General features: G+C 46.7%; 23 protein-coding genes and 1 riboswitch. Of the genes, 11 read left to right on the top strand and 12 right to left on the bottom strand.

From position 1 onward, the window contains the following. The first annotated feature begins 5 nt into the window (after positions 1-5). From GNE05_RS03410 to GNE05_RS03385, 6 genes are all read left to right on the top strand, one after another. On the top strand, positions 6-470 hold the full coding sequence (locus GNE05_RS03410; RefSeq protein ID WP_014417060.1) for an SRPBCC family protein: 465 nt from the start codon (positions 6-8) through the stop codon (positions 468-470). Positions 471-581: 111 nt separating this feature from the next. Next, positions 582-1,436, top strand: coding sequence for a manganese catalase family protein (locus tag GNE05_RS03405; protein WP_022552682.1), 855 nt, complete (start codon positions 582-584; stop codon positions 1,434-1,436). 237 nt (positions 1,437-1,673) lie between these two features. Then, positions 1,674-3,236 (top strand): APC family permease, encoded by a 1,563-nt coding sequence (locus GNE05_RS03400; RefSeq protein ID WP_017419163.1) that lies wholly within the window; start codon positions 1,674-1,676, stop codon positions 3,234-3,236. 116 nt (positions 3,237-3,352) lie between these two features. After that, positions 3,353-3,934, top strand: coding sequence for a TetR/AcrR family transcriptional regulator (locus tag GNE05_RS03395; RefSeq protein ID WP_007409294.1), 582 nt, complete (start codon positions 3,353-3,355; stop codon positions 3,932-3,934). Between the two features lie 76 nt (positions 3,935-4,010). After that, positions 4,011-4,340 carry a DMT family transporter gene (locus GNE05_RS03390; RefSeq protein ID WP_021495015.1) on the top strand — a complete coding sequence of 110 codons (330 nt, stop codon included), beginning with the start codon at positions 4,011-4,013 and terminating at the stop codon, positions 4,338-4,340. Continuing rightward, entirely contained in the window at positions 4,340-4,654 is a 315-nt protein-coding gene (locus GNE05_RS03385) for a DMT family transporter (RefSeq protein ID WP_003156024.1), read from the top strand. The genes GNE05_RS03390 and GNE05_RS03385 overlap by 1 nt, the downstream gene beginning before the upstream one ends. Positions 4,655-4,713: 59 nt before the next feature. Here the strand turns inward: GNE05_RS03385 and GNE05_RS03380 are convergent, their stop codons facing one another. The 3 genes from GNE05_RS03380 to GNE05_RS03370 form a co-directional block, all read right to left on the bottom strand. Beyond that, entirely contained in the window at positions 4,714-5,928 is a 1,215-nt protein-coding gene (locus GNE05_RS03380) for a CynX/NimT family MFS transporter (RefSeq protein WP_021495016.1), read from the bottom strand. Then, positions 5,918-6,604: a FadR/GntR family transcriptional regulator gene (locus GNE05_RS03375; protein ID WP_014417058.1), complete on the bottom strand. Its 687-nt coding sequence runs from the start codon at positions 6,602-6,604 to the stop codon at positions 5,918-5,920. Before GNE05_RS03375 ends, GNE05_RS03380 begins: the two co-directional genes overlap by 11 nt. 121 nt (positions 6,605-6,725) lie before the next feature. Continuing rightward, entirely contained in the window at positions 6,726-7,442 is a 717-nt protein-coding gene (locus GNE05_RS03370; protein ID WP_014417057.1) for a GntR family transcriptional regulator, read from the bottom strand. 178 nt (positions 7,443-7,620) lie between these two features. Continuing rightward, positions 7,621-7,720: riboswitch (purine riboswitch) on the top strand. A gap of 54 nt (positions 7,721-7,774) precedes the next feature. On the opposite strand from GNE05_RS03370, the gene GNE05_RS03365 reads away from it, so the two are divergent. Further along, positions 7,775-8,935, top strand: a complete 1,161-nt coding sequence (locus GNE05_RS03365; RefSeq protein ID WP_007409299.1) for an MFS transporter — start codon at positions 7,775-7,777, stop codon at positions 8,933-8,935. 51 nt (positions 8,936-8,986) lie between these two features. Here the strand turns inward: GNE05_RS03365 and GNE05_RS03360 are convergent, their stop codons facing one another. Continuing rightward, entirely contained in the window at positions 8,987-9,553 is a 567-nt protein-coding gene (locus tag GNE05_RS03360; RefSeq protein ID WP_014417056.1) for a YdhK family protein, read from the bottom strand. A gap of 196 nt (positions 9,554-9,749) precedes the next feature. On the opposite strand from GNE05_RS03360, the gene GNE05_RS20935 reads away from it, so the two are divergent. Continuing rightward, entirely contained in the window at positions 9,750-9,923 is a 174-nt protein-coding gene (locus tag GNE05_RS20935) for a hypothetical protein (RefSeq protein ID WP_007409301.1), read from the top strand. A gap of 52 nt (positions 9,924-9,975) precedes the next feature. Here GNE05_RS20935 and GNE05_RS03355 read toward each other — a convergent pair whose 3' ends face one another. Together GNE05_RS03355 and GNE05_RS03350 are read right to left on the bottom strand one after the other, a co-directional pair. After that, positions 9,976-11,334 carry a serine hydrolase gene (locus tag GNE05_RS03355; RefSeq protein WP_160182436.1) on the bottom strand — a complete coding sequence of 453 codons (1,359 nt, stop codon included), beginning with the start codon at positions 11,332-11,334 and terminating at the stop codon, positions 9,976-9,978. A gap of 137 nt (positions 11,335-11,471) precedes the next feature. Next, positions 11,472-11,741 (bottom strand): hypothetical protein, encoded by a 270-nt coding sequence (locus GNE05_RS03350; protein WP_007409303.1) that lies wholly within the window; start codon positions 11,739-11,741, stop codon positions 11,472-11,474. A gap of 231 nt (positions 11,742-11,972) precedes the next feature. Between GNE05_RS03350 and GNE05_RS03345 the strand changes: the two genes are divergently transcribed. Beyond that, complete coding sequence (locus tag GNE05_RS03345; protein WP_014417054.1) at positions 11,973-12,227, top strand: hypothetical protein; 255 nt, start codon at positions 11,973-11,975, stop codon at positions 12,225-12,227. A gap of 57 nt (positions 12,228-12,284) precedes the next feature. Here GNE05_RS03345 and GNE05_RS03340 read toward each other — a convergent pair whose 3' ends face one another. Beyond that, a complete protein-coding gene (locus tag GNE05_RS03340) occupies positions 12,285-13,478 on the bottom strand; it encodes a macrolide family glycosyltransferase (protein WP_022552678.1) in 1,194 nt (397 codons plus the stop codon). A gap of 142 nt (positions 13,479-13,620) precedes the next feature. Beyond that, on the bottom strand, positions 13,621-14,307 hold the full coding sequence (locus GNE05_RS03335) for a GntR family transcriptional regulator (RefSeq protein ID WP_160182435.1): 687 nt from the start codon (positions 14,305-14,307) through the stop codon (positions 13,621-13,623). A 182-nt stretch (positions 14,308-14,489) separates the two neighbouring features. On the opposite strand from GNE05_RS03335, the gene GNE05_RS03330 reads away from it, so the two are divergent. Further along, on the top strand, positions 14,490-15,548 hold the full coding sequence (locus GNE05_RS03330; RefSeq protein ID WP_109566737.1) for a tartrate dehydrogenase: 1,059 nt from the start codon (positions 14,490-14,492) through the stop codon (positions 15,546-15,548). 47 nt (positions 15,549-15,595) lie between these two features. Here GNE05_RS03330 and GNE05_RS03325 read toward each other — a convergent pair whose 3' ends face one another. The 4 genes from GNE05_RS03325 to GNE05_RS03310 all read right to left on the bottom strand — a co-directional run bounded on the left by GNE05_RS03325 (position 15,596) and on the right by GNE05_RS03310 (position 19,116). Beyond that, complete coding sequence (locus tag GNE05_RS03325) at positions 15,596-16,378, bottom strand: class I SAM-dependent methyltransferase (RefSeq protein WP_160182434.1); 783 nt, start codon at positions 16,376-16,378, stop codon at positions 15,596-15,598. A gap of 35 nt (positions 16,379-16,413) precedes the next feature. Beyond that, on the bottom strand, positions 16,414-17,031 hold the full coding sequence (locus tag GNE05_RS03320; protein ID WP_014417049.1) for an NUDIX hydrolase: 618 nt from the start codon (positions 17,029-17,031) through the stop codon (positions 16,414-16,416). Between the two features lie 175 nt (positions 17,032-17,206). Continuing rightward, positions 17,207-18,079 carry a DMT family transporter gene (locus GNE05_RS03315; protein ID WP_160182433.1) on the bottom strand — a complete coding sequence of 291 codons (873 nt, stop codon included), beginning with the start codon at positions 18,077-18,079 and terminating at the stop codon, positions 17,207-17,209. 215 nt (positions 18,080-18,294) lie between these two features. After that, a complete protein-coding gene (locus GNE05_RS03310; protein WP_160182432.1) occupies positions 18,295-19,116 on the bottom strand; it encodes a MerR family transcriptional regulator in 822 nt (273 codons plus the stop codon). 131 nt (positions 19,117-19,247) lie between these two features. On the opposite strand from GNE05_RS03310, the gene GNE05_RS03305 reads away from it, so the two are divergent. Next, entirely contained in the window at positions 19,248-19,706 is a 459-nt protein-coding gene (locus GNE05_RS03305; protein WP_063096273.1) for a spermine/spermidine acetyltransferase, read from the top strand. Positions 19,707-19,828 lie beyond the last annotated feature (122 nt).

Below are 19,828 nucleotides of genomic sequence, written 5' to 3'. Positions count from 1 at the left end.
GCATCATGTCTGATAAACAAAACAAAGATAACAACAACAACAGCGGCAATCAGCCATTACCGGACATTATTCATACCGCCGTTTTCAAGGCGCCGATACAAGTTGTCTGGGATACGGTCTCCACTGCGGACGGCCTGTCTCTCTGGTTTATGCCGAATGATTTCACACCTCAAGAAGACAGTGAGTTTCAGCTGGAATCTCCGTTCGGTCCGTCTCCTTGCAAGCTGCTGGATATTGAAGCGCCGTACCGCCTTTCTTTTTCGTGGGATACGGAAGGCTGGATCGTTTCTTTTGTCTTAAAGGAAACGGAAAGCGGAGATACGGAATTCACTCTCATTCACGGCGGATGGAAAGAGCCGGAAGCCGTCATCAATAAAGTCAATCGGAAAAGCTCCGAGATTCACAGTACGATGGATCAAGGATGGAACGGGCTTGTCAACACGAAACTTCGCGGGGCGGTTGAGGCTTAACACAAAAGGACGGACACGCTTTCCGTCCTTTTTTTGATGCCGATACATAAAAACTGACTTTGCAAAGACACTAACAGAAGAACCAAAAACTTCTTTCAGGGGGCGCTGTTTATGTATTATTACAAAGAAGAGCTGATCAATATCATTAAACCGGACAAGCCGGACCCGGCCGCGGCCAAGGTGCTTCAGGAAATTTTAGGCGGGCACTACGGAGAAATGCGGACGATGATGCAATACTTTTTCCAAAGCTCTAATTTCAGAGGAAAAGAAAAACAGTTCCGCGATCTGCTTCGCGGTGTATTTTTAGAAGAGATCGCACACGTTGAACTCGTCCAAAGTACGATCAATGCGCTGCTAGATGAAAGCGGCGGTGAGGGCGCCGGAAATCAGGCAGCAGATCAGGCGCCGCTTGATGAAGCGGTGAAACACGCCAATCCGCACCATTTTATCATCGGGGCGCAAAGTTCTCTTCCTGTAGACGCCGGCGGCAATCCATGGAACGGGTCTTGGGTATACAACCACGGGAATCTGATTTCCGATTTATTGGACAATGTCGTGCTGGAATCAACCGGCGTGCTGCAAAAGACACGCATTTATGAAATGAGTTCAAATCAGACGTTCAGAGAAACACTCGGATTTCTGATCGTCCGTGACAACGCCCATCAAAATGCATTTACAAAAGCGTTGGAAACACTGGGTGTCGAATGGGGCAAATTATTTCCCGTGCCGAATTATGATATTGAAAAATACCCGGAATGCCGAAAATTCGTTGAGATGGGTTATCATAATACCCAATTTAATTTCAGACTGGATCCGACACGGATCGGAGAAATTCTGCAGGGAACGACGCCGAGCCGAAACGGCGGCGAATTAAGTGTGTCCGAGCCTCCTAAAGGTTTCCCCGTGCCGGAACTTCCCGAGCTTCCGAATGAGCACAGCCCCGGACTGAAAGATATGAACTTGTAACAAAAAACGCCTGTTTCGGGCGTTTTTTGTTTTTCTGAATATGAGGTTTGAATGTGTTTAAAACGGGGAATATAAGCCGGGAGATCTTGCCATACGGCCGTTATTATAATGTGAGCACATTGCTGTACATACTTCGTTTCGAAAGTTGTCCTAATTTTCCAGCCGGCCGGCTGGGTATGTTTGAATGATAATGGGAATTATGTAAAGAGAACAATGTCTTTTCTAAGGAGGCAGCGAATGTCTAAGCAAGGAAACTTCCAGAAAACTATGTCACTTTTTGATCTTATTTTAATCGGCATGGGAGCCATATTCGGTTCGGCATGGCTGTTTGCCGTCAGTAACGTCGCCTCTAAAGCGGGCCCATCAGGCATTTTTTCCTGGCTGATCGGCGGGGGAATCATCTTATTGATCGGCTTGGTTTATGCGGAACTGGGCGCCGCGCTGCCGCGGACCGGGGGAATTATCCGGTACCCCGTATATTCACACGGACACCTGGTCGGATATTTAATTTCCTTTGTCACCATTGTGGCATACACGAGTCTTATTTCTATAGAAGTCACGGCAGTCCGCCAATACGTGGCGTATTGGTTTCCCGGTTTGACCGTAAAAGGCTCCGATTCTCCGACAATTGCCGGGTGGATATTGCAATTTGCGCTGCTCTGCCTGTTCTTCCTCCTCAATTACTGGAGTGTCAAAACCTTTGCGAAAGCAAACTTCATTATTTCGATTTTTAAATATGTCGTACCGATTACGGTAATTGTGGTACTGATTTTTCATTTTCACCCGGGCAATATGACCGTTCACGGATTCGCGCCTTTTGGCTTCACCGGAATTCAGGCCGCGATTTCCACAGGCGGCGTCATGTTTGCATACCTTGGGCTGCATCCGATTGTGGCTGTCGCGAGTGAAGTGCAGAATCCGAAGCGGAACATTCCGATCGCATTGATTGTCTGTATTATCGTGTCTACTATTATTTACACCGTGCTGCAGCTCACTTTTATCGGGGCGATCCCGGCGGATACCCTGAAGCACGGATGGCCGGCTATCGGGACTGAATTCTCCCTTCCGTTCAAAGATATCGCCGTTTTGCTCGGTTTGGGGTGGCTGGCGACATTGGTCATTTTAGATGCGATTTTATCACCGGGCGGTAACGGAAATATCTTTATGAATACGACTTCACGTCTCGTCTATGCCTGGGCCAGAAACGGAACATTATTCAGCATTTTTTCTAAAGTCAATAAAGAAACCGGGACACCGCGTGCCTCCCTTTGGCTTTCGTTCGGTCTGGCTGTTTTTTGGACGCTTCCGTTCCCTTCTTGGAACGCTCTTGTCAACGTTTGCTCCGTCGCATTGATTCTGTCTTATGCGATTGCGCCGATTTCTTCTGCGGCGCTGAGAGTCAACGCGAAGAATATTAACAGACCGTTTTATTTAAAAGGGATGAGCATCATCGGACCGCTGTCGTTTATTTTTACCTCTTATATTGTATATTGGTCCGGATGGCGCACCGTATCCTGGCTTCTCGGTTCTCAAATTGTCATGTTTCTGATCTATCTCTGTTTCAGTAAATATGCTCCCAAAGATGATGTCAGCATACGGCAGCAGCTGAAATCAGCATGGTGGATCGTCGGCTTTTATGTCATGATGCTGATTTTCTCCTATCTCGGCTCGTTCGGCCACGGATTGGGCATTATCAGCAATCCGCTTGACCTGATTCTGATCGCCATCGGTTCGCTCGGTATTTATTACTGGGCAAAATATACGGGACTGCCGAAGGCTATGATCGACAGTGATAAATGACGAATGCCGGAAAGAAGTTTGGTCTTCTTTCCGGTATTTTTATTTTAAAGGATGACAAAAAAGCGAACATGCGATAAAATGAATGACAGTCATTCATAAAAGGAGGAACCCCTCTATTGGCAAAACAAAGCTCGGGAAAATACGAAAAGATCCTGCAAGCCGCGATTGAAGTCATTTCTGAAAAAGGATTAGACAAAGCATCCATTTCAGAAATCGTCAAAAAAGCCGGCACGGCCCAAGGTACGTTTTACTTATATTTTTCTTCTAAAAACGCACTGATATCCGCGATTGCAGAAAACCTGCTCGACACTACGCTGGACAGAATAAAAGGGAAAACGGACGGTTCTGAAGATTTTTGGACGTTGCTGGACATTTTGGTAGATGAGACATTTCACATCACCCGGCTTCATAAAGATATTATCGTTCTCTGTTATTCCGGTCTTGCTATCGATCATTCGATGGAGAAATGGGAAGCCATTTATCAGCCTTATTATTCCTGGCTGGAAGGCGTGATCAATACGGCCATTGAACAGGGTGAGGTCCACAGCGGCATTCATGTCAGATGGACGGCCAGAACGATTATCAACGTTGTCGAGAACGCGGCTGAACGGTTTTATATCGGCTGTGAACAGGATGTCGATCTCGAAGTATATAAAAAAGAAATATTCAGCTTTCTCAAAAGAAGCTTGCAGAAATGATTGGCGGAGACCGATCATTTTCGACCGCCGTAAAAATGACTGACATTCATTCATAACTAACTGAGGTGACTGTATCATGTATTGGCTGCTTGTATTGATAGCCGGACTGTTAGAAGTCGTTTGGGCGTCCGCCCTGAAGCATGCGGATTCGCTCTTCGATTGGATTGGTATTTTCCTTCTGATTGCCGTCAGCTTTCTGATGCTGATCCGCTCTTATAAAAAAATTCCGATGGCTGCCGCATATACCGTTTTTGTCGGAATAGGCACCGTCGGCACATATGTAACGGGCGTCATTTTAGGCGAATCGTTTTCAATCGGGCAAATAATCTTTTTAGCTTTGCTGTTGTCCGGCATTTTAGGAATGAAGGTATTTACGAAAGAAACTGAAACAAGGGGTGAACATTAATGGCATGGCTGCTGTTATTTATTGCCGGAGCGGAGGAAGTTGTAGCGGCCGTTGCCATGAAACATATTGACGGTTTTAAAAAAAAGTGGCCGCTGATTGTCATGGTAACAGGCTTTATGCTTTCATTCTTTTGCCTTTCCGGAGCGATGCAGGTTCTTCCCACAGGTGTCGCGTATGCGGCTTGGACCGGCATGGGAAGCATCGGCGTTTCGGCCGTGGGCATACTTTGGTTTAAAGAAAAATTCAATCTGTCACAATTGGTGTCTCTGGGGCTTATCCTCATCGGTGTCATCGGCTTAAAACTGACAGCGTGACGGCCTGAGACAGCTTTTTAAATAAAAAACAAAGGACCCGAAGCGGGCCCTTTGTTTTTTTATGCTGTTTTGATCTGTTCCGCTTTTCCCGCTCCGACTCCGAAAATGAAAATCAGAACGGAGACTGCGATCAGCATGAATAACGGAACCGTCCAGCCGCGCGTGATGTCATGCAGCAAACCGAATACGAGCGGGCCGAACGCGGCAAGCAGGTATCCGAATGACTGGGCCATGCCGGAAAGCGCCGCGGCTTCATGAACATGCTGGGTCCGCAGGCTGAAGAACATCATCGCCAAGCTGAACGCACAGCCTCCCGCAATTCCGATCAAAATGACCCATAGCGGAGTGAGAGCCGGGCTTCCGAAAAGAACGCCGGCAATGCCGATAAGGAAAAATAAAGCCGTCAGTCCGGCGAGTGCGCGCTGATTTTTCATTTTAGCGGCAGCGATCGGCACGATAAAAGTAATCGGCAGGACTGAGAATTGCATTAATGAAAGCATCCATCCCGCCTTACTTGAGCTGAGTCCATTCTGCTGAAGAATTTCCGGCAGCCAAGCGATGACGGTGTAAAAAATAAGGGATTGCAGCCCCATGAACATCGTCACCTTCCAAGCCAGCGGAGACCGCAGCAGACTGCTTTTCTTCTCTCCGTTTGTCCCAGTCGTGCGGACGGGCAGTTCGCGTCCTCGCATTTGCGGAATCCACATGACAAACGCAATGAAAGAAAGGATAGCCCAGCAGCCGAGCGCGCCTTTCCAGCCTAACCCCGCTGAAGAGGCGATCGGCACGCTGATGCCGGATGCAATCGCGCCGCACAGATTCATAGAAACCGAGTAGACGCCGGTCATGATGCCTAAATTTCCGGGAAACTTATGTTTAATGAGACTCGGCAGCAGGACGTTGCATACGGCGATCGACAATCCCAACAGGATCGTTCCGAAAAAGAGAGTGCCGATTCCGGCGATGGAGCGCAGCAGAGTTCCGGCTGTCAGGACAATTAATGATGACAGTAAGACAATCTCGGTCCCGAAGCGCCGCGACAATAAAGGAACAAACGGCGACAGACATGCAAAGGCCAAAAGCGGCACTGTCGTAATGGTGCCGGCAGCCGCATTGGTCATGCCGAGGCTGTCCCGAATTGAGGAAACGAGCGGTCCGACCGATGTCAGAGGCGCTCTGAGGTTGGCCCCTATCAATATGACTCCGATGACCAGCAATATCAGTTTTTTACGCTGACTTGCTTGCAGAATTTGATGTTCGTCTTTAATTTTCATGTTCATCCTCCATGTGTATTGTATCTTTAAATACTCTGATGTATTGGTTGACGGCCTCCATGGCCTGATCCGGTTTCTGTCCGATAATCGCGGCGGCAAGCTGGGTGTGGATCCGGATAGCAGGGGTGATTTCCAACAGGTTATGGACTGACGCACAAAGCGCCTCCGTCATATGCTCGTATAGATCAGAAAGCATGTTGTTATGGGCCGCCTGTACAATGGTTTTGTGCAGCTTAATGTCGGCTTCGGCATACCGTTTTCGATCTTCATTTTGCAAGGCCGCTTCACATTCATCCAAGCATGCCTTCAGTGCTTTCAAATCTTCGTCATTACGCCTTTCCGCCGCCAATCGTGCAGCTTCTCTTTCGAGTGCGTACCTGACTTCTAATGTTTCAAGCAAATTTGATTTTTTAATATGGCGGTAAAATGCCGCGCCGAGAACACTGGATGAGCTGACATACGTACCGCTCCCCTGCCTTGTCTGAAGCAGGCCGGCATGTACGAGCGCCCGAATGGCCTCACGCAATGTGTTTCGGCTCACATCAAATTGCTTCATTAAATCCAGCTCAGGGGGAATGCGCGTCCCGACCGGCCATTTATCCGATTGAATTAACGATTCAATTTGCGCCACCACTTGTTCTACGAGCGACAGTCTGCTTGTTTTGGATATCTCCATCAAAACACCTCTGAAATTTGTAGGATGATTCTATCATTGGGTAATATAACATAAAAGAAGCGAAGATGTAAATCAGCGGCAACAAAAAAAGAGTGAGTTTTTCTCTCACTCTTCGGCGCTTTTATGAACGTTTTATATTGACTGAGGTCACGACAAACTTGTCATGACGGTGGCGGGAAAATGAATATTCAAAGGGAGTGCCGTTGTCCAAAAAGCCTACATGCTCGACTTCAAGTATCGGGTCATCCGGCCGGCAGCCGAGATATTGCTGATCCATATCATCCGACTTGCACGCTCTGATTTTTCTGTGTGAGCCTGCGATTTTGAGCTGGAGTTCCCGCGTAATATGATCGTAGATGGAATGGTTGAGCACCTCGTCATTAATGCCGGGTATAAGGCTCGCCGGCATGTACGTTTTTTCAAGAACGTACGGTTCGCCTTCAACGATTCTGAGCCTCACTACATAATAGACGGGAGTCTTTTCATCGATGGCCAAATGTGCGGCGACATCTTGAGACGGAAACTGCACTTCAAACCGGATGACCTTGCTCTTGATATCTTTGCCTTTTAACAAATTGCTCAAGCCGAGAATTTCGTTGCTGACTACGTGAACGTGTTCATCCTGCATGGCTGATTGAATGATAAACGTGCCATGCCCTCTTTTTCTGAAAAGCATTCCTTCAGCCGCAAGTGTATCAAGCGCCCGCTTCATCGTCATCCGGCTGCACCCGAACTCCGCAGCGAGCGTCTTTTCATCCGGGATCGGCTGATCTATGTCATATACACTGCTTTTAATCCTCTTTCTCATTTCGTTGGCGATTTTTTCGTACTTATTCATCGGTTTCCTCCGGCTGTATAATGTTTGATCTGTATAGACTCCTTACGGTTATCATAAATTTTTTTCCCTGCTTCATCAATGACGTTACAGCCGCCGATATTGAAATTTGAAAGGATTTCCTCGAATTTTCTATGGAATCTCCCTCACTATTATGGTAGAATTTTTTGCAGAAACGGACACAACCGAATATTGCATACATTGTATAACCTCAATGATATGGTTTGAGGGTGTCTACCAGGAACCGTAAAATCCTGATTACAAAAATTGTCCCGTACACTTTTTGTAATCAGGATTTTTTATTTTCTAAAAAATAAAAAAAGGAGTATCTGTACATGAATTTCAAAGTATTTCTGCTTGCAGCATCTACCATCGCAGTCGGATTGGTTGAATTAATTGTGGGCGGTATTCTTCCGCAAATCGCTTCCGACTTAGATATATCCATCGTCAGCGCAGGGCAGCTGATCAGCGTGTTTGCGCTCGGTTACGCGGTATCCGGCCCGCTGCTTTTGGCAGTGACGGCAAAGGCTGAACGAAAGCGGCTTTATTTAATCGCACTGTTTATTTTCTTCCTAAGTAATCTGGTCGCTTATTTCAGTCCCAATTTCGCCGTACTTATGGTGTCACGGGTGCTCGCTTCCATGAGCACAGGGCTGATTGTCGTCCTTTCTTTAACGATTGCTCCTAAAATCGTGGCACCTGAATACAGAGCGCGGGCGATCGGCATCATTTTCATGGGGTTCAGCTCCGCAATCGCTTTAGGCGTGCCTGTCGGTATTATCATCAGCAATGCCTTCGGATGGCGCGTTCTGTTCTTGGGAATCGGCGTATTATCTCTCGTTTCCATGCTGATTATCAGCGTCTTTTTCGAAAAAATACCTGCTGAAAAAATGATTCCGTTTCGTGAGCAGATCAAGACGATCGGGACCGCCAAAATTGCCAGCGCACATCTTGTCACCTTGTTTACATTGGCGGGGCATTACACACTCTATGCCTACTTTGCGCCTTTTTTGGAAAGAACGCTTCATTTGAGTTCCGTTTGGGTCAGTGTATGCTACTTTTTGTTCGGTCTGTCAGCGGTATGCGGCGGCCCGTTCGGAGGCTGGCTGTATGACCGCTTAGGGGCATTTAAAAGCATCATGCTTGTGACCGTTTCTTTCGCTCTGATCCTGTTTATTCTTCCGCTGACAACGGTTTCTTTAATCATTTTCCTGCCTGCGATGGTGATCTGGGGATTGCTCAGCTGGAGCCTTGCGCCGGCGCAGCAAAGCTATTTAATCAAAATTGCACCTGAGTCTTCCGATATTCAGCAAAGCTTCAACACGTCCGCTTTGCAGATCGGCATCGCGCTCGGGTCAGCCATCGGCGGCGGCGTGATCGGACAAACCGGTTCAGTCACAGCAACAGCCTGGTGCGGAGGTTTGATTGTCATTATCGCTGTCGCGTTAGCTGTATTCTCTTTAACGAGACCCGCTTTGAAAAGAAAATCCGCATAAATGTGAGACCGCAAAAAAGCCAAAGGAGTTCCTTCGGCTTTGGCGGTCTTTTTATTTTGCGGCAGCAAGCTCGTCTTCTGTCACCCATTTATGATTGGTTACTTTTTGGCCGCCGTCAGTCGGTGTATAGTCGACCATATAAACGGTTGTCTTTTTGGCTGAATCAATAACGGCTTCGGCGCCCTTCATGCCTTTCATATGGGATGCCTCGATCACGGCCTTGTCACCCGGTTTTAGCGTTTTATTACCGGCGCCCTTCAGCTCTTCCTGAATGACCCATTTATGATCTTCGACGCGCTTTCCTCCCGTTTCCGGAGTGTAAGATACACTGTAAACCGTTGTATCATAAGCACCTTTTACGGTTCCTTGCGCATTTTTCATGCCTTTCATATGAGAAGCTAAAATCATGACGTCACTGCCGACCTTATAAGTCGGATTTTCGGCCTTCTTTAAACCTTTCGGCACCTCGGATGAACCTGAGTGATTCATGTCTTCGTGAGAGTGCGTTTCTTTGTCTTTCGCTTTTTCGCTTCCTCCTGAAGATTGGCTGTTGCATCCGGCAAGCGCCAGAACGGGGATCAGGAGAAACATGCTGAATAAAAATAGTCTCGCTTTCATTTCAAGAACTCCTTTGCCTTTTTGATTTTTCACTTTCCCTTTCGTTTCTTCGGTAAAACAAAAAGATGGCCTGTCATTTCTCCTAATTCTTCAAATCTCTCTTTATTGCCTTTCATCAGGTGAAATTGTTCACAAAATGTACACATTAATGGAGATGCAGTATAATTCAATTATCAGATAATAGGGGGAACTCATCATGAAAACGAAGGTTTTTGCGGTGGTATTGGGCGCTGTTTTAATGATTGCGGGGTTGGTTTTGGCAGAAGTTTCGCTTTATATGGAATACATCACAATGCTCGGAGCTATGATTTTTTCTTCTATATTTATGTCAGAGCCGAAAAGAAAATTTCGCGTCATCAAAGGGGTTTGACTTTTCTATTACCGCCGTCTTCTCAGGACGGCGGTTTTGTTTTGCATGTCACTCAGTCTATCCTCACAGCCGTTTCTTCTGTGCCGTCCTGATATAAAACAAAATGCGGGGCTGTTTGTGCTTTATCACCTGCAAATCCAATTTCAAGCGGCAGCGCCCTGACAAAATAACGGGTTTCCGTCATTGGGAATATTTCGAATGGTGTCTGCCCGTCTATTGTAAGATACAATCGGTTTTCTTTTACCGCCACCGATGCATGTGTGTCATCCTGAAATGAGTAATTGCCGGTAAATCTGCTGTAAATCGCAGGATCGATATCTGCTTTTTTCTGATCTGCCGGACGTTTCGGAATCACGTATGGCTGATCAAATAAGATGTTTACAGCCGCGGCAATTACAGCTTGTTCAAATTGATACGATTGTTCCATATTGCTGAGATAAATCAGTGTTTTATTCTGGTCAATATACCGGATCATCAGAGTTGAATAGCCCGGCCAGCCTCCGTCGTGACTGATAACCTTCCCTTTTTGCCGGCTGTTTTGAATCATCCAGCCAAATCCGTATCCGAATTGCTCTTCTTCATTCCAATAGCCCGGTGTAAACGCTTGATTTTTAGACTCTTTGCTGATGATTTCTTCCGTATAAAGAGCCTGATCAAACAGATATAAATCTCTAATAGCGGAGTTAACGGTTCCGTCACCTTGAATTCCGTCAAGAAAGACGACATAATCAGTTTCCTCAAGTTCATCCGGCAGCACATATTCTCCGGAATGAACATCATACACATAGCCATATGCATAGTTCGGGATGTTTTCTTTACTCAGCCTTCTGTTATAAATCCGCGTATCGTGCATACGAAGCGGATGAAATACGGCTTGTTTCATAAATTCAGCAAAACTCATGCCTGATACAATTTCTATAATAACCGCTAACACCACATACCCCGTATTACTGTACAGCCACTCCTTGCCCGGCGGGAAATAAGCATCCGGCTTATGCTGCTTAAGCATATCGATCACATCTTGATTAACGGCAATTCTGTCCCGGTCCCAATGTGTTAAGAACAACCCCATATAGTCCGGCAATCCTGACGTATGATGGAGTAAATGCCGAATGGTAATACCCGGATAAGGAAAATCAGGAAGCCACCGCTCTATCATATCGTCATAACGCAGCTTCCCTTGCTGCTCTAAAATGATAACGCCCAAAGCTGTAAACGGCTTCGATACTGAGGCCAATTCAAAGACCGATTGGTCATTCAGCATCCTCTTTGTATTCAGTTCTGCAGCGCCGAATGACCCCTGGTATAAGATGCGGCCGTTTTCCGCTGCCAATACAGCGCCGTTTATTTCATGCCTTTCGTCTAAAGTGCTGAAAAGCTGTTCAAAAGCTTGTTTTTTCTTATCGTTCATTTCACGAACCTCCATATACAAGCTGATTTACTCTTTTATACGAACGGCCGCTATAGAAGTTTCAATATTTTCCCTTCTCGAAACACCAGTCAGTATACTGCCGCTTCAGGCAGCCGCGGAGGTTTGATGAATGTCTTTTATTCACACAATACTGTGCAGGCTTCAAATTCAACATGCTTCTCGTCTTTATTTGCACCGGCAATTTCCATGGTCGAAAACATCGCGCAGACGACGGCTTTGTATTCGTTCATGACGGTTTGAATTTCAATCAGGAACCGTTCGGATGAAGCCGCGTATTCCGTTACGTACTCTTTCATTTTGCCGATAATATCATCTGCCTGACGGCTGAAGCCGGCCGCCTCCAAGTCACTCTCAAACTGGTTTTTGTTGATCATATGAATATGCATTTTTTAAAGGCTCCTTTCAGCAGCATTTTGTGGTTATATCTACTGTAAAGGACAGGCTTGGATAAACTTTTAATAAAATATGAACAAAATATGAATTGGCTCATCGGCCTGTCCGGCGGGCTTTCGGCTGTGCTCCGTTTCATTTGGACTACCTGAAATAATGACTTCTTTACTCTGTTAAAAACAGCTCATATATGATCTAATACCAGTAAAATGTTTAGGAGGCGGCCTATGTCAGCAGCAGGAAATCGGCAAAAATTTTGGGTCATGGCGATGCTTATAGCGGTCTTTGCCGTGTTCGTTTTCTCTTTTTCTGAGAATCATTCACAAAAGGACTGGCACACGGCGGTTGACCAGGCGTCAGTGAATGTCTTCGGCCAGCAGATCTTTGAAAAAGACCGTCTGGCAAAAACACTCGACGCACGTGAGGCAGAATCTCTTCTGACTCTTGTGAAACTTGCAAATGAAGAACATCACATCATCTAAAAGCCATTATAAAAAGCCTGTTTCCCTTTTGCAGAGGAAACAGGCTTTTTCCATGTATTATTGAGCATGTTTTTGTTCAATAAACCGGTCGATCCGGGCCAGAACATCCTTCATGTCCGTACATTCTTTAAAGCTTTCATTAATGGCTTGAATGCCTTGTTTGTATTTTCCGTTATGCAGCACTTCTTCCGCGGCAAGCCTTACCTTTTCAGCGCTTACTTCATCTTTTTGCACGGTATAGCCTGCATCCAATTCAGTCAGGCGGCGCGCAACCATCGGCTGGTCTTTATCGTGCGGGATGACCACCAGCGGCACTTGATAATGAATGCCTTCATTTACACTGTTCATTCCGCCATGCGTGACAAACACGTCGGCCTGCTCCAGCACTTCAAGCTGCGGCACGTACGGAGCGATGATAAAGTTTTCCGGCGCCTGTTTGATTTTCGACAGATCGGCTTTTTCCCCGGCGGCAATGACTACTTTTCCTTCAAAATCTGAGAACGCGTCTATGCACAGATTGAAAAACGCTTCTGTGTCCCCGAGCACCGTTCCCATTGAGATATAAATGACTTTTTCATTCTTTAATGAGTCAATCGGGAAGTCGACGCGCCCTTTTCTCTTCGGAAAACTCGGACCGATAAATAAATACTCATCTCCGAACGTCTCGCTTTTGGGCTGAAAATATCTGCTTGTATAGACGACGTTCAATTCACCTGTGTTGTTCATAAATTGAACCATGCTGTCAGGGGCGACACCGTATTTGTCTTTCATCTCGGCCAACAGCTCTTCACATTCCCTGTCCGGCTGAAACGGCACGCCCGATTCCGGATGGAGCGGCAGTATTTTCAGACGGTCTTCATTGAACAGGAAGGATGCTGAAGAAGAGATGCCGGGGATGTTGAGATAATCCCGCACCAGCTCTCCCGCACCGAATTTATCATAATAGACGGCGTCGAATTGAATGTCCTCTGCCAGCCGCTGCACAATATGTAAAATCTCCAGTGACGTTTTGATATGAACCTTTAAAAATGCAAGTATACCGGACGGACTGCCGGGATCAATAGGTGTCATTCTGAGCAGATCGCTGTGAAGATGAACTTTCGCCCCTACTCCTTCCAGTCTGCTTTTGTATTTTTCCGTTGAGATATAATGAACGTGATCGCCCCGTTCGCTGAAGGCCTTTGTCATACCCAAAGTCGGGTTTACGTGTCCTTCTGCGGGAAAATTGATCATCAGAATATGTTTCGCCATTTTTCAAACTCCTTTGCCTTTTTTGCGTCTCTTCCATATCCATCATAAATGACGCGGAAAAAATCATGCAAGGAACATCCGTCAGGTCTTTATGACGGTTCGATGACATCGGCAAAAAAAAAGACAAGGCTTTTCACCTTGTCTATCGTGATGATTCGTCTGTTTCTCCCGCTTTGAGCACGCCTTTCAGATGTTCTTCATCATGCTTGAGATGCTCCGTCATATATTGCACGGCTTTTGTTTTATCGCCCTTTTTTATTTCTTCAAAGACTTTCCGGTGCTCATGCAGGATAACCTCCGCACGGTCATCGCCTTTAAAATTAAGAACTCTGCAAAAATTAATCAGCACATTGACATGCTCAAGCAGCATGGCCAGCCGGCTGTTGCGGCTGAAATCCACAAGGAGCCGATGAAACGACTCGTTTAAGGAAATAATCTCAGTCTCTTTGACGCCTTTATTGATGGCTTCTTCCGTCTCCCGCAGCTGTTTTTCAATGAGGTCAATTTCACTCTCAGCCGCTTCATCAATAACGAGTTCGACCGCCAGTGATTCAAGTGACATTCTGATTTTATAAATCTCTTCAACATCCTTAACGGACAAAGAATAAATGACAAAGCCGTTTCGATCGTCTGCCGTCAAAAGCCCGTCCTTTTCAAGGAGCCGCATGGCTTCTCTGACCGGCGACCGGCTGACTCCGAAATCCTTGGCCAGCTGAGTCTCATTCAGCCGTTCACCCGGTTTAAAATTCCCGTCAAATATCATTTTTTTCAATTGGGAATAAAATTGCAGATAATACGGGATTGGCTTATCTAATTTAAAATTATCCATCTTTCCTACCTCTTCATACAATTTAGGCCTTATTGTTACCATGATCATATAACAGTTTATCTATGGAAGCAACATTCCCGAGCTTGTCAGCATATCGGATGTGGCGTAATATGGAATTATGATGAACGACGGTCGACGGTCCGCCGTAAACCGAAAACAATTCATTCAGAGGTGACGGAAACATGAAAACTTACAAGATTGCCAGCATACCGGGGGACGGTGTGGGGAAAGAAACAATTCCGCAAGCGGAGCGGGTGTTGAACGCGATCGCCGAATTACATGGAGGCATTGCCTTTGATTTCACTTCTTTTCCGTGGAGCTGCGAGTATTATTTGGAGCACGGGACTATGATGCCGGATGATGGATTAGAAACGTTACAGCACTTTGATGCTTTGTTTTTGGGAGCGGTGGGGAATCAAAAACTCGTCCCCGATCATGTTTCGCTGTGGGGGCTGCTCATTAAGATACGCCGGGAATTTGAACAGGTGATTAATGTGCGGCCGGCAAAGCTCCTGCCGGGAATCACTTCCCCCCTCGTTAACCCGAAGGATTTTGATCTGATAGTCGTCCGCGAAAACAGTGAGGGCGAGTACAGCTCTGTCGGCGGCAGAATCTATCAGGGTGAGGACGAAATCGCCATACAAAACGCGGTCTTTTCCCGCCGGGGTACGGAAAGAGTGATGCGGTATGCTTTCGAACTGGCGGAAAGTCGGCGGAAACACGTCACAAGCGCGACGAAATCAAACGGTATTATTCACTCGATGCCGTTCTGGGATGACATCTTTAAAGAGGTCAGCCGGGAGTACGCCGGGATTGAGACGGATTCCCAGCACATCGATGCACTGGCGGCCTTCTTTGTCACGCAGCCGGAACGCTTTGATGTCATTGTCGCTTCGAATTTGTTCGGAGATGTGCTGACAGATATCGGCGCGGCGATTATGGGAAGCATCGGAATCGCTCCCGCAGCCAACATCAATGTAAACGGCAAATACCCTTCCATGTTTGAGCCTGTTCACGGCTCCGCCCCGGATATTGTCGGAAAAGGAATTGCCAATCCTATAGGCCAAATATGGACGGCGAAATTAATGCTCGATTCATTCGGAGAAGAGGAACTGGGCCATCTCCTCTTACAATCTATTGAAACGGTCACAAACAGCGGCATTCTGACTCCTGATGTCGGCGGAAAACATTCAGCGGAAGATGTCACTTCCGCTATTATTTCTCAAATCAAGAACAGATAATACGAAAAAACCGCGGGCAGGAAAACTGCACAGCGGTTTTTTTCGTCTCAGACGGGACGGATCGCGCAGAAACAGGCCGATTCACCTGTGAAGCCCGCAATACGGCCTGATTGATCCTTTTCTACAGAAAAAAACCGCTGTATATCACGAGGAGCATCCAGCATCTGTTTTTCCAGTAATGCGGCTTTCTCTTCTGTCAGGCCTGCCCGTTCACACCAGACGGTAAATTGAAATGGTTTCAAAAAGCAGACAGCGGATTCAATCCGGAAGCCGGCTGTCTCCAGAAAACGGAGCCATTCTGTTTTTTTCCACGCCCGAAAGTGGCTCTGATCCCGTTTCTTTTCAATGTCATTATAAAAATGGTCATATTCATCCTTTTCAGGTGCGGTATTGTCAATGAGAAGCAGTCTGCCGCCCGGTTTGACAACCCGAAACGCTTCATGAACAAAGGCTCTGACATCGGGAAAATGATGCGCCGCGATTCTGCATGTGACGATATCGAAAGCAGCATCGGAAAACGGCATCTTTTCAGCATCGCCATTTTCGAATGACACGTTCGTCCATCCGTTTCCGGTTATAAATGCTTCAGCGGCTGCTAACATTTCTTCCGTGAGGTCATATGCGATAACAGAGCGTACGAGAGGAGCGAGAGCGTTAGCCGTATGTCCGCCTCCCGTCGCGATATCCAGCACGTTCATATGCTTTTCGGCACCGGAAGCTGAAACGAGATACGCCAAATCCTCTCCTGCGGCGTGTCCTGGACTAGTCACATATTTCGCGGCGGTTTTGGCAAATTGCCGCTGCGCCTGCTGTTTAATTGAATCCTCCATTATAATCGGGCCCCCTTTTCTTTCTGATTGCTGCCTTAATCAAAATAAACGGGTTCGTCCGGATGTTTGAGATATGCAAACATCCTTTCAATCTGACTTTCCGTATTGCGGGCTTCAGATAGCGGCGGCAGTTCCGTTTCCGCAAAAAAGCCGGCCGCGCTTGTTTCCGTTCCCTCCCTGAGCCGGCCGCCGATGATCTCGCATTTGATAAACACTTTGTAAACGTGGACGGCGGACGGCGGATGGGAATGGCATTTCTTATCCATTACAGCTAACAGTTTAACGGGCTTTACGTCGATTCCCGACTCCTCTTTTACTTCTTTGACAGCGGTCTCGCCCGGAGAAATCCCGATATCAGCCCATCCGCCCGGCAGCGCCCATCTGCCGTCGCTTTTCTCTCTTACCATTAATATGCTCTGATCTTTAAAAACTGCCGCTCTGATATCAACTTTCGGAGTGGGATAGCCCGTGTCACCGGCGAATACGTCTTTAATGATTCTTTTGTCGATGCCGGTATGATGCGCCATGATATCCACGCTTATTTTTCTTATTTCTTCAAATCTCTCAATATCATATATGTCTTTGGAATAAGCCAGCCCCGCTTGCGCCGCGGATTGAAGCTGTTTTGCCCATTCAAGCCATTTTGGCTCCATTTTTTCACCGCCCGTTATGTTAATTGACGAAACCCTGAGGGTCCGGGTATTGCACCTTGAGAGTACCGGTGCCCATGATCCGTTTCTGCTCCTTGTTTTCTGTTTATGGAGGGGCGAATCCTGCCGGGAAAACAGAAAAAAGCCATTCATTTGCTGAATGGCTTTTTTTCATTTTCTATTTTTCTTTCATGACGAGAACGACGCCTGAAACAATAAGGGCCGCCCCGATCCAGAAGGTTCCTCCGATCGTCTCTCCCAGCAGCAGCCAGCCGAGCAATGTCCCGGAAAGCGGCTGAAAGAAGAAAAACAGACCGCCGCTTGCCGCATTCAGCAATTGCAATCCGCGATTCCAAAGCATGAACGCGCAGGCGGTTGAGATCACACCCAAATATAAAAGTCCGCCCCATATCTCAGGCCGGGCAAGCTGAGACAAAGGAATCTCCTGAAGCGGGCCCGCTGTAAACGGGGTCAGGATGACAAATGCGACGCAAATGGAATACGTTGTGACGACAAGCGGTGAGTAATGGCCGGGAACCCGTTTCATCAGCACGGACATCAAAGCCCATGTCAGCGCCGCAGCCAGAAGCGAGAGACCGCCGAGCTGGCTCGACATATCGAGATCTCCGTTCCCCACAATGAGCAATACTCCGATCGTCGCCAGCCCTGTCGATATTCCTTTTTTCAGCGTTAACCGCTCTTTCAACATCAGCCGGGCAAATACAACCATAAATGCGGGAGTGGATGCCGTAATAATCGCACCCATCTGCGCGGTTGATAATTTCGTGCCGATTTCCTGCGTGACGATCGAAACCGTGTTGCCGATCAATCCGATCGCAGCGATCAGTAATAAATCACGTTTATGAACTTTCCAGGATTGGCGTGTAAATAAACTGAGAATCAAAAGCGAAAGAAGCGCTACCGCATATCTCAGCCATACCAGTTCAAGCGGCGGAATGACCGCTACCACAACTTTTACAACGACATACATACCGCCCCAGATACTGGCGGCCAATGCCAAATAAATCGAACCGAACAATGTATTTTTCAATTTGATGCACCCTCCGTTATCATATTAGGTCACGTCATATGCCCTAACGGAGAGAAGCGCAGTCACTTTCCTCCATTAAGGGCGGAGAAGTGCTGCCGGTACATCATGTTCAAATAAGGGCGCTAGAAACATATCGTTTTTCACCTCAATTGCAAACTGATTTTTCTCATTATACAAGGTTTGTTAAAAGACGTAAATGAACGGCGGCATCGGCTTTATCGATTGCGGACTTGCAGCTGGATTCTTGTGATCTGATTGTCAAACCCGTCCGCCACAACCTCATCAAGCATATATTCTTCATATGCATAATCGCCCATTTCCAGCCCACACTCTTCAATAAACTGCATGATGCTGCGGTAAGCCGCTTCCGCTTCATCCCCTATTTGGTACCCGACGGCATAAAGCCCTTTCGGCTTGATATGGAGGTCTCTATTCTCTATGCCTTCTTCTGTCTTCATATAAAAATGGGTGTAGTTGTAGAATTCTTTTTTCAGAATCTGCTCCCGCGCAAACAGTCCGCCGACCGGATGCCCCTGATCGAGCTCATGTACCCGCATATAGCGGATCAATTCTGAAATGGCGGCAGTATATTGCCGTTCTGGCAAATGGAGTACGGGCCGTCCTATCATAAGTGTCTCTTCATCTAATCGCTGCAATGAGACGGAGGAAAAGTCTGTCTCCAAGGCTTGTTCGGTCAGCTTCACCTTTGTCCGAATCATCCTTTGCAGGTGATCCAGCTTTTTGATTTTGCTTTCGATTTCTGAAGATTTCTCTTTTAAAAGCGTGATGATACCCTCAGGGGTTTTGTCTGTTAAGAGCGGTTTGATCTGCTTCAAGGGAACGCCGACCTCCTTAAACAGACCGATGACCTGAAACAGTTCGAATTGATGATAGGAATAGTATCTGTATCCGTTCGCTTTTTTGATTTCCGGAGAAAGCAGGCCGATCTCGTCATAATGGAACAGGGTTTGTTTTTTTACGTGGCACAGTTTTGCAAATTCACCCGTTGTGAAGTATTTTCTGACGTCTTCGCTCATAATGCCTCCTTGACTATACGGTAACCATATCCTTTATGATGATCATTGTATCCGAGAGAAGGCTGATTCACAAATGGCTTACGCAATGAAAGCTTTACCGTCTCAAAAAAAGCGGAAGAGGAGTATCAAGTATGACGATTGAAATCAGAGCAGTCACGGAAGAAAACCGTGCCGATATACTGGCGCTTCATGTAAGTGAAAGCCAGACTTCATTTATTGAAACCGCGGAAGAGTGCTTACAAGATGCTGAGGATTGCCGGCATTATCAGCCGGCCGGTCTTTATGTTAACGGGGAATTGGTCGGCTTTGCCATGTACGGATGGTTTCCGGAATATGATGAGGAAAATGAAAACGGCAGAGTGTGGCTTGACCGTTTTTTTATTGATGAACGCTATCAGGGACGGGGATTGGGCAAGCTGTTGCTTGATGCCCTAATCCGTCATCTCGTTCGAATATATGATTGCAGACGGATTTATTTAAGCCTGTTTGAAGATAACGTGCACGCATTGCGGCTTTATCAAAAATTCGGCTTCTTATTCAATGGAGAGCTGGACTTCAATGGTGAAAAAGTGATGGTGAAAGAGCTGTAAACCCTCTGTATAAAAGCAATTCGTCTTCTTGCCAATACCTTAAATTTGAGGTAACATAAAGTAATTAGACGACGGTCGACGGACTACGGTCGATTATTAAAACCTGATACAGCGGAGCGGAA

This window comes from Bacillus sp. AM1(2019) (assembly GCF_009906915.1).
GTDB classification, from domain to species: domain Bacteria; phylum Bacillota; class Bacilli; order Bacillales; family Bacillaceae; genus Bacillus; species Bacillus velezensis.
This window is presented reverse-complemented; position numbering and strand designations above follow the sequence as displayed.

Bases quoted from the DNA above. Each gene is read 5' to 3' on its own strand.
- GNE05_RS03410 (WP_014417060.1), top strand. From the start codon at position 6: ATGTCTGATAAACAAAACAAAGATAACAACAACAACAGCGGCAATCAG.
- GNE05_RS03405 (WP_022552682.1), top strand. From the start codon at position 582: ATGTATTATTACAAAGAAGAGCTGATCAATATCATTAAACCGGACAAG.
- GNE05_RS03400 (WP_017419163.1), top strand. From the start codon at position 1,674: ATGTCTAAGCAAGGAAACTTCCAGAAAACTATGTCACTTTTTGATCTT.
- GNE05_RS03390 (WP_021495015.1), top strand. From the start codon at position 4,011: ATGTATTGGCTGCTTGTATTGATAGCCGGACTGTTAGAAGTCGTTTGG.
- GNE05_RS03385 (WP_003156024.1), top strand. From the start codon at position 4,340: ATGGCATGGCTGCTGTTATTTATTGCCGGAGCGGAGGAAGTTGTAGCG.
- GNE05_RS03380 (WP_021495016.1), bottom strand. From the start codon at position 5,928: ATGAAAATTAAAGACGAACATCAAATTCTGCAAGCAAGTCAGCGTAAA.
- GNE05_RS03375 (WP_014417058.1), bottom strand. From the start codon at position 6,604: ATGGAGATATCCAAAACAAGCAGACTGTCGCTCGTAGAACAAGTGGTG.
- GNE05_RS03370 (WP_014417057.1), bottom strand. From the start codon at position 7,442: ATGAATAAGTACGAAAAAATCGCCAACGAAATGAGAAAGAGGATTAAA.
- GNE05_RS03365 (WP_007409299.1), top strand. From the start codon at position 7,775: ATGAATTTCAAAGTATTTCTGCTTGCAGCATCTACCATCGCAGTCGGA.
- GNE05_RS03360 (WP_014417056.1), bottom strand. From the start codon at position 9,553: ATGAAAGCGAGACTATTTTTATTCAGCATGTTTCTCCTGATCCCCGTT.
- GNE05_RS20935 (WP_007409301.1), top strand. From the start codon at position 9,750: ATGAAAACGAAGGTTTTTGCGGTGGTATTGGGCGCTGTTTTAATGATT.
- GNE05_RS03355 (WP_160182436.1), bottom strand. From the start codon at position 11,334: ATGAACGATAAGAAAAAACAAGCTTTTGAACAGCTTTTCAGCACTTTA.
- GNE05_RS03350 (WP_007409303.1), bottom strand. From the start codon at position 11,741: ATGCATATTCATATGATCAACAAAAACCAGTTTGAGAGTGACTTGGAG.
- GNE05_RS03345 (WP_014417054.1), top strand. From the start codon at position 11,973: ATGTCAGCAGCAGGAAATCGGCAAAAATTTTGGGTCATGGCGATGCTT.
- GNE05_RS03340 (WP_022552678.1), bottom strand. From the start codon at position 13,478: ATGGCGAAACATATTCTGATGATCAATTTTCCCGCAGAAGGACACGTA.
- GNE05_RS03335 (WP_160182435.1), bottom strand. From the start codon at position 14,307: ATGGATAATTTTAAATTAGATAAGCCAATCCCGTATTATCTGCAATTT.
- GNE05_RS03330 (WP_109566737.1), top strand. From the start codon at position 14,490: ATGAAAACTTACAAGATTGCCAGCATACCGGGGGACGGTGTGGGGAAA.
- GNE05_RS03325 (WP_160182434.1), bottom strand. From the start codon at position 16,378: ATGGAGGATTCAATTAAACAGCAGGCGCAGCGGCAATTTGCCAAAACC.
- GNE05_RS03320 (WP_014417049.1), bottom strand. From the start codon at position 17,031: ATGGAGCCAAAATGGCTTGAATGGGCAAAACAGCTTCAATCCGCGGCG.
- GNE05_RS03310 (WP_160182432.1), bottom strand. From the start codon at position 19,116: ATGAGCGAAGACGTCAGAAAATACTTCACAACGGGTGAATTTGCAAAA.
- GNE05_RS03305 (WP_063096273.1), top strand. From the start codon at position 19,248: ATGACGATTGAAATCAGAGCAGTCACGGAAGAAAACCGTGCCGATATA.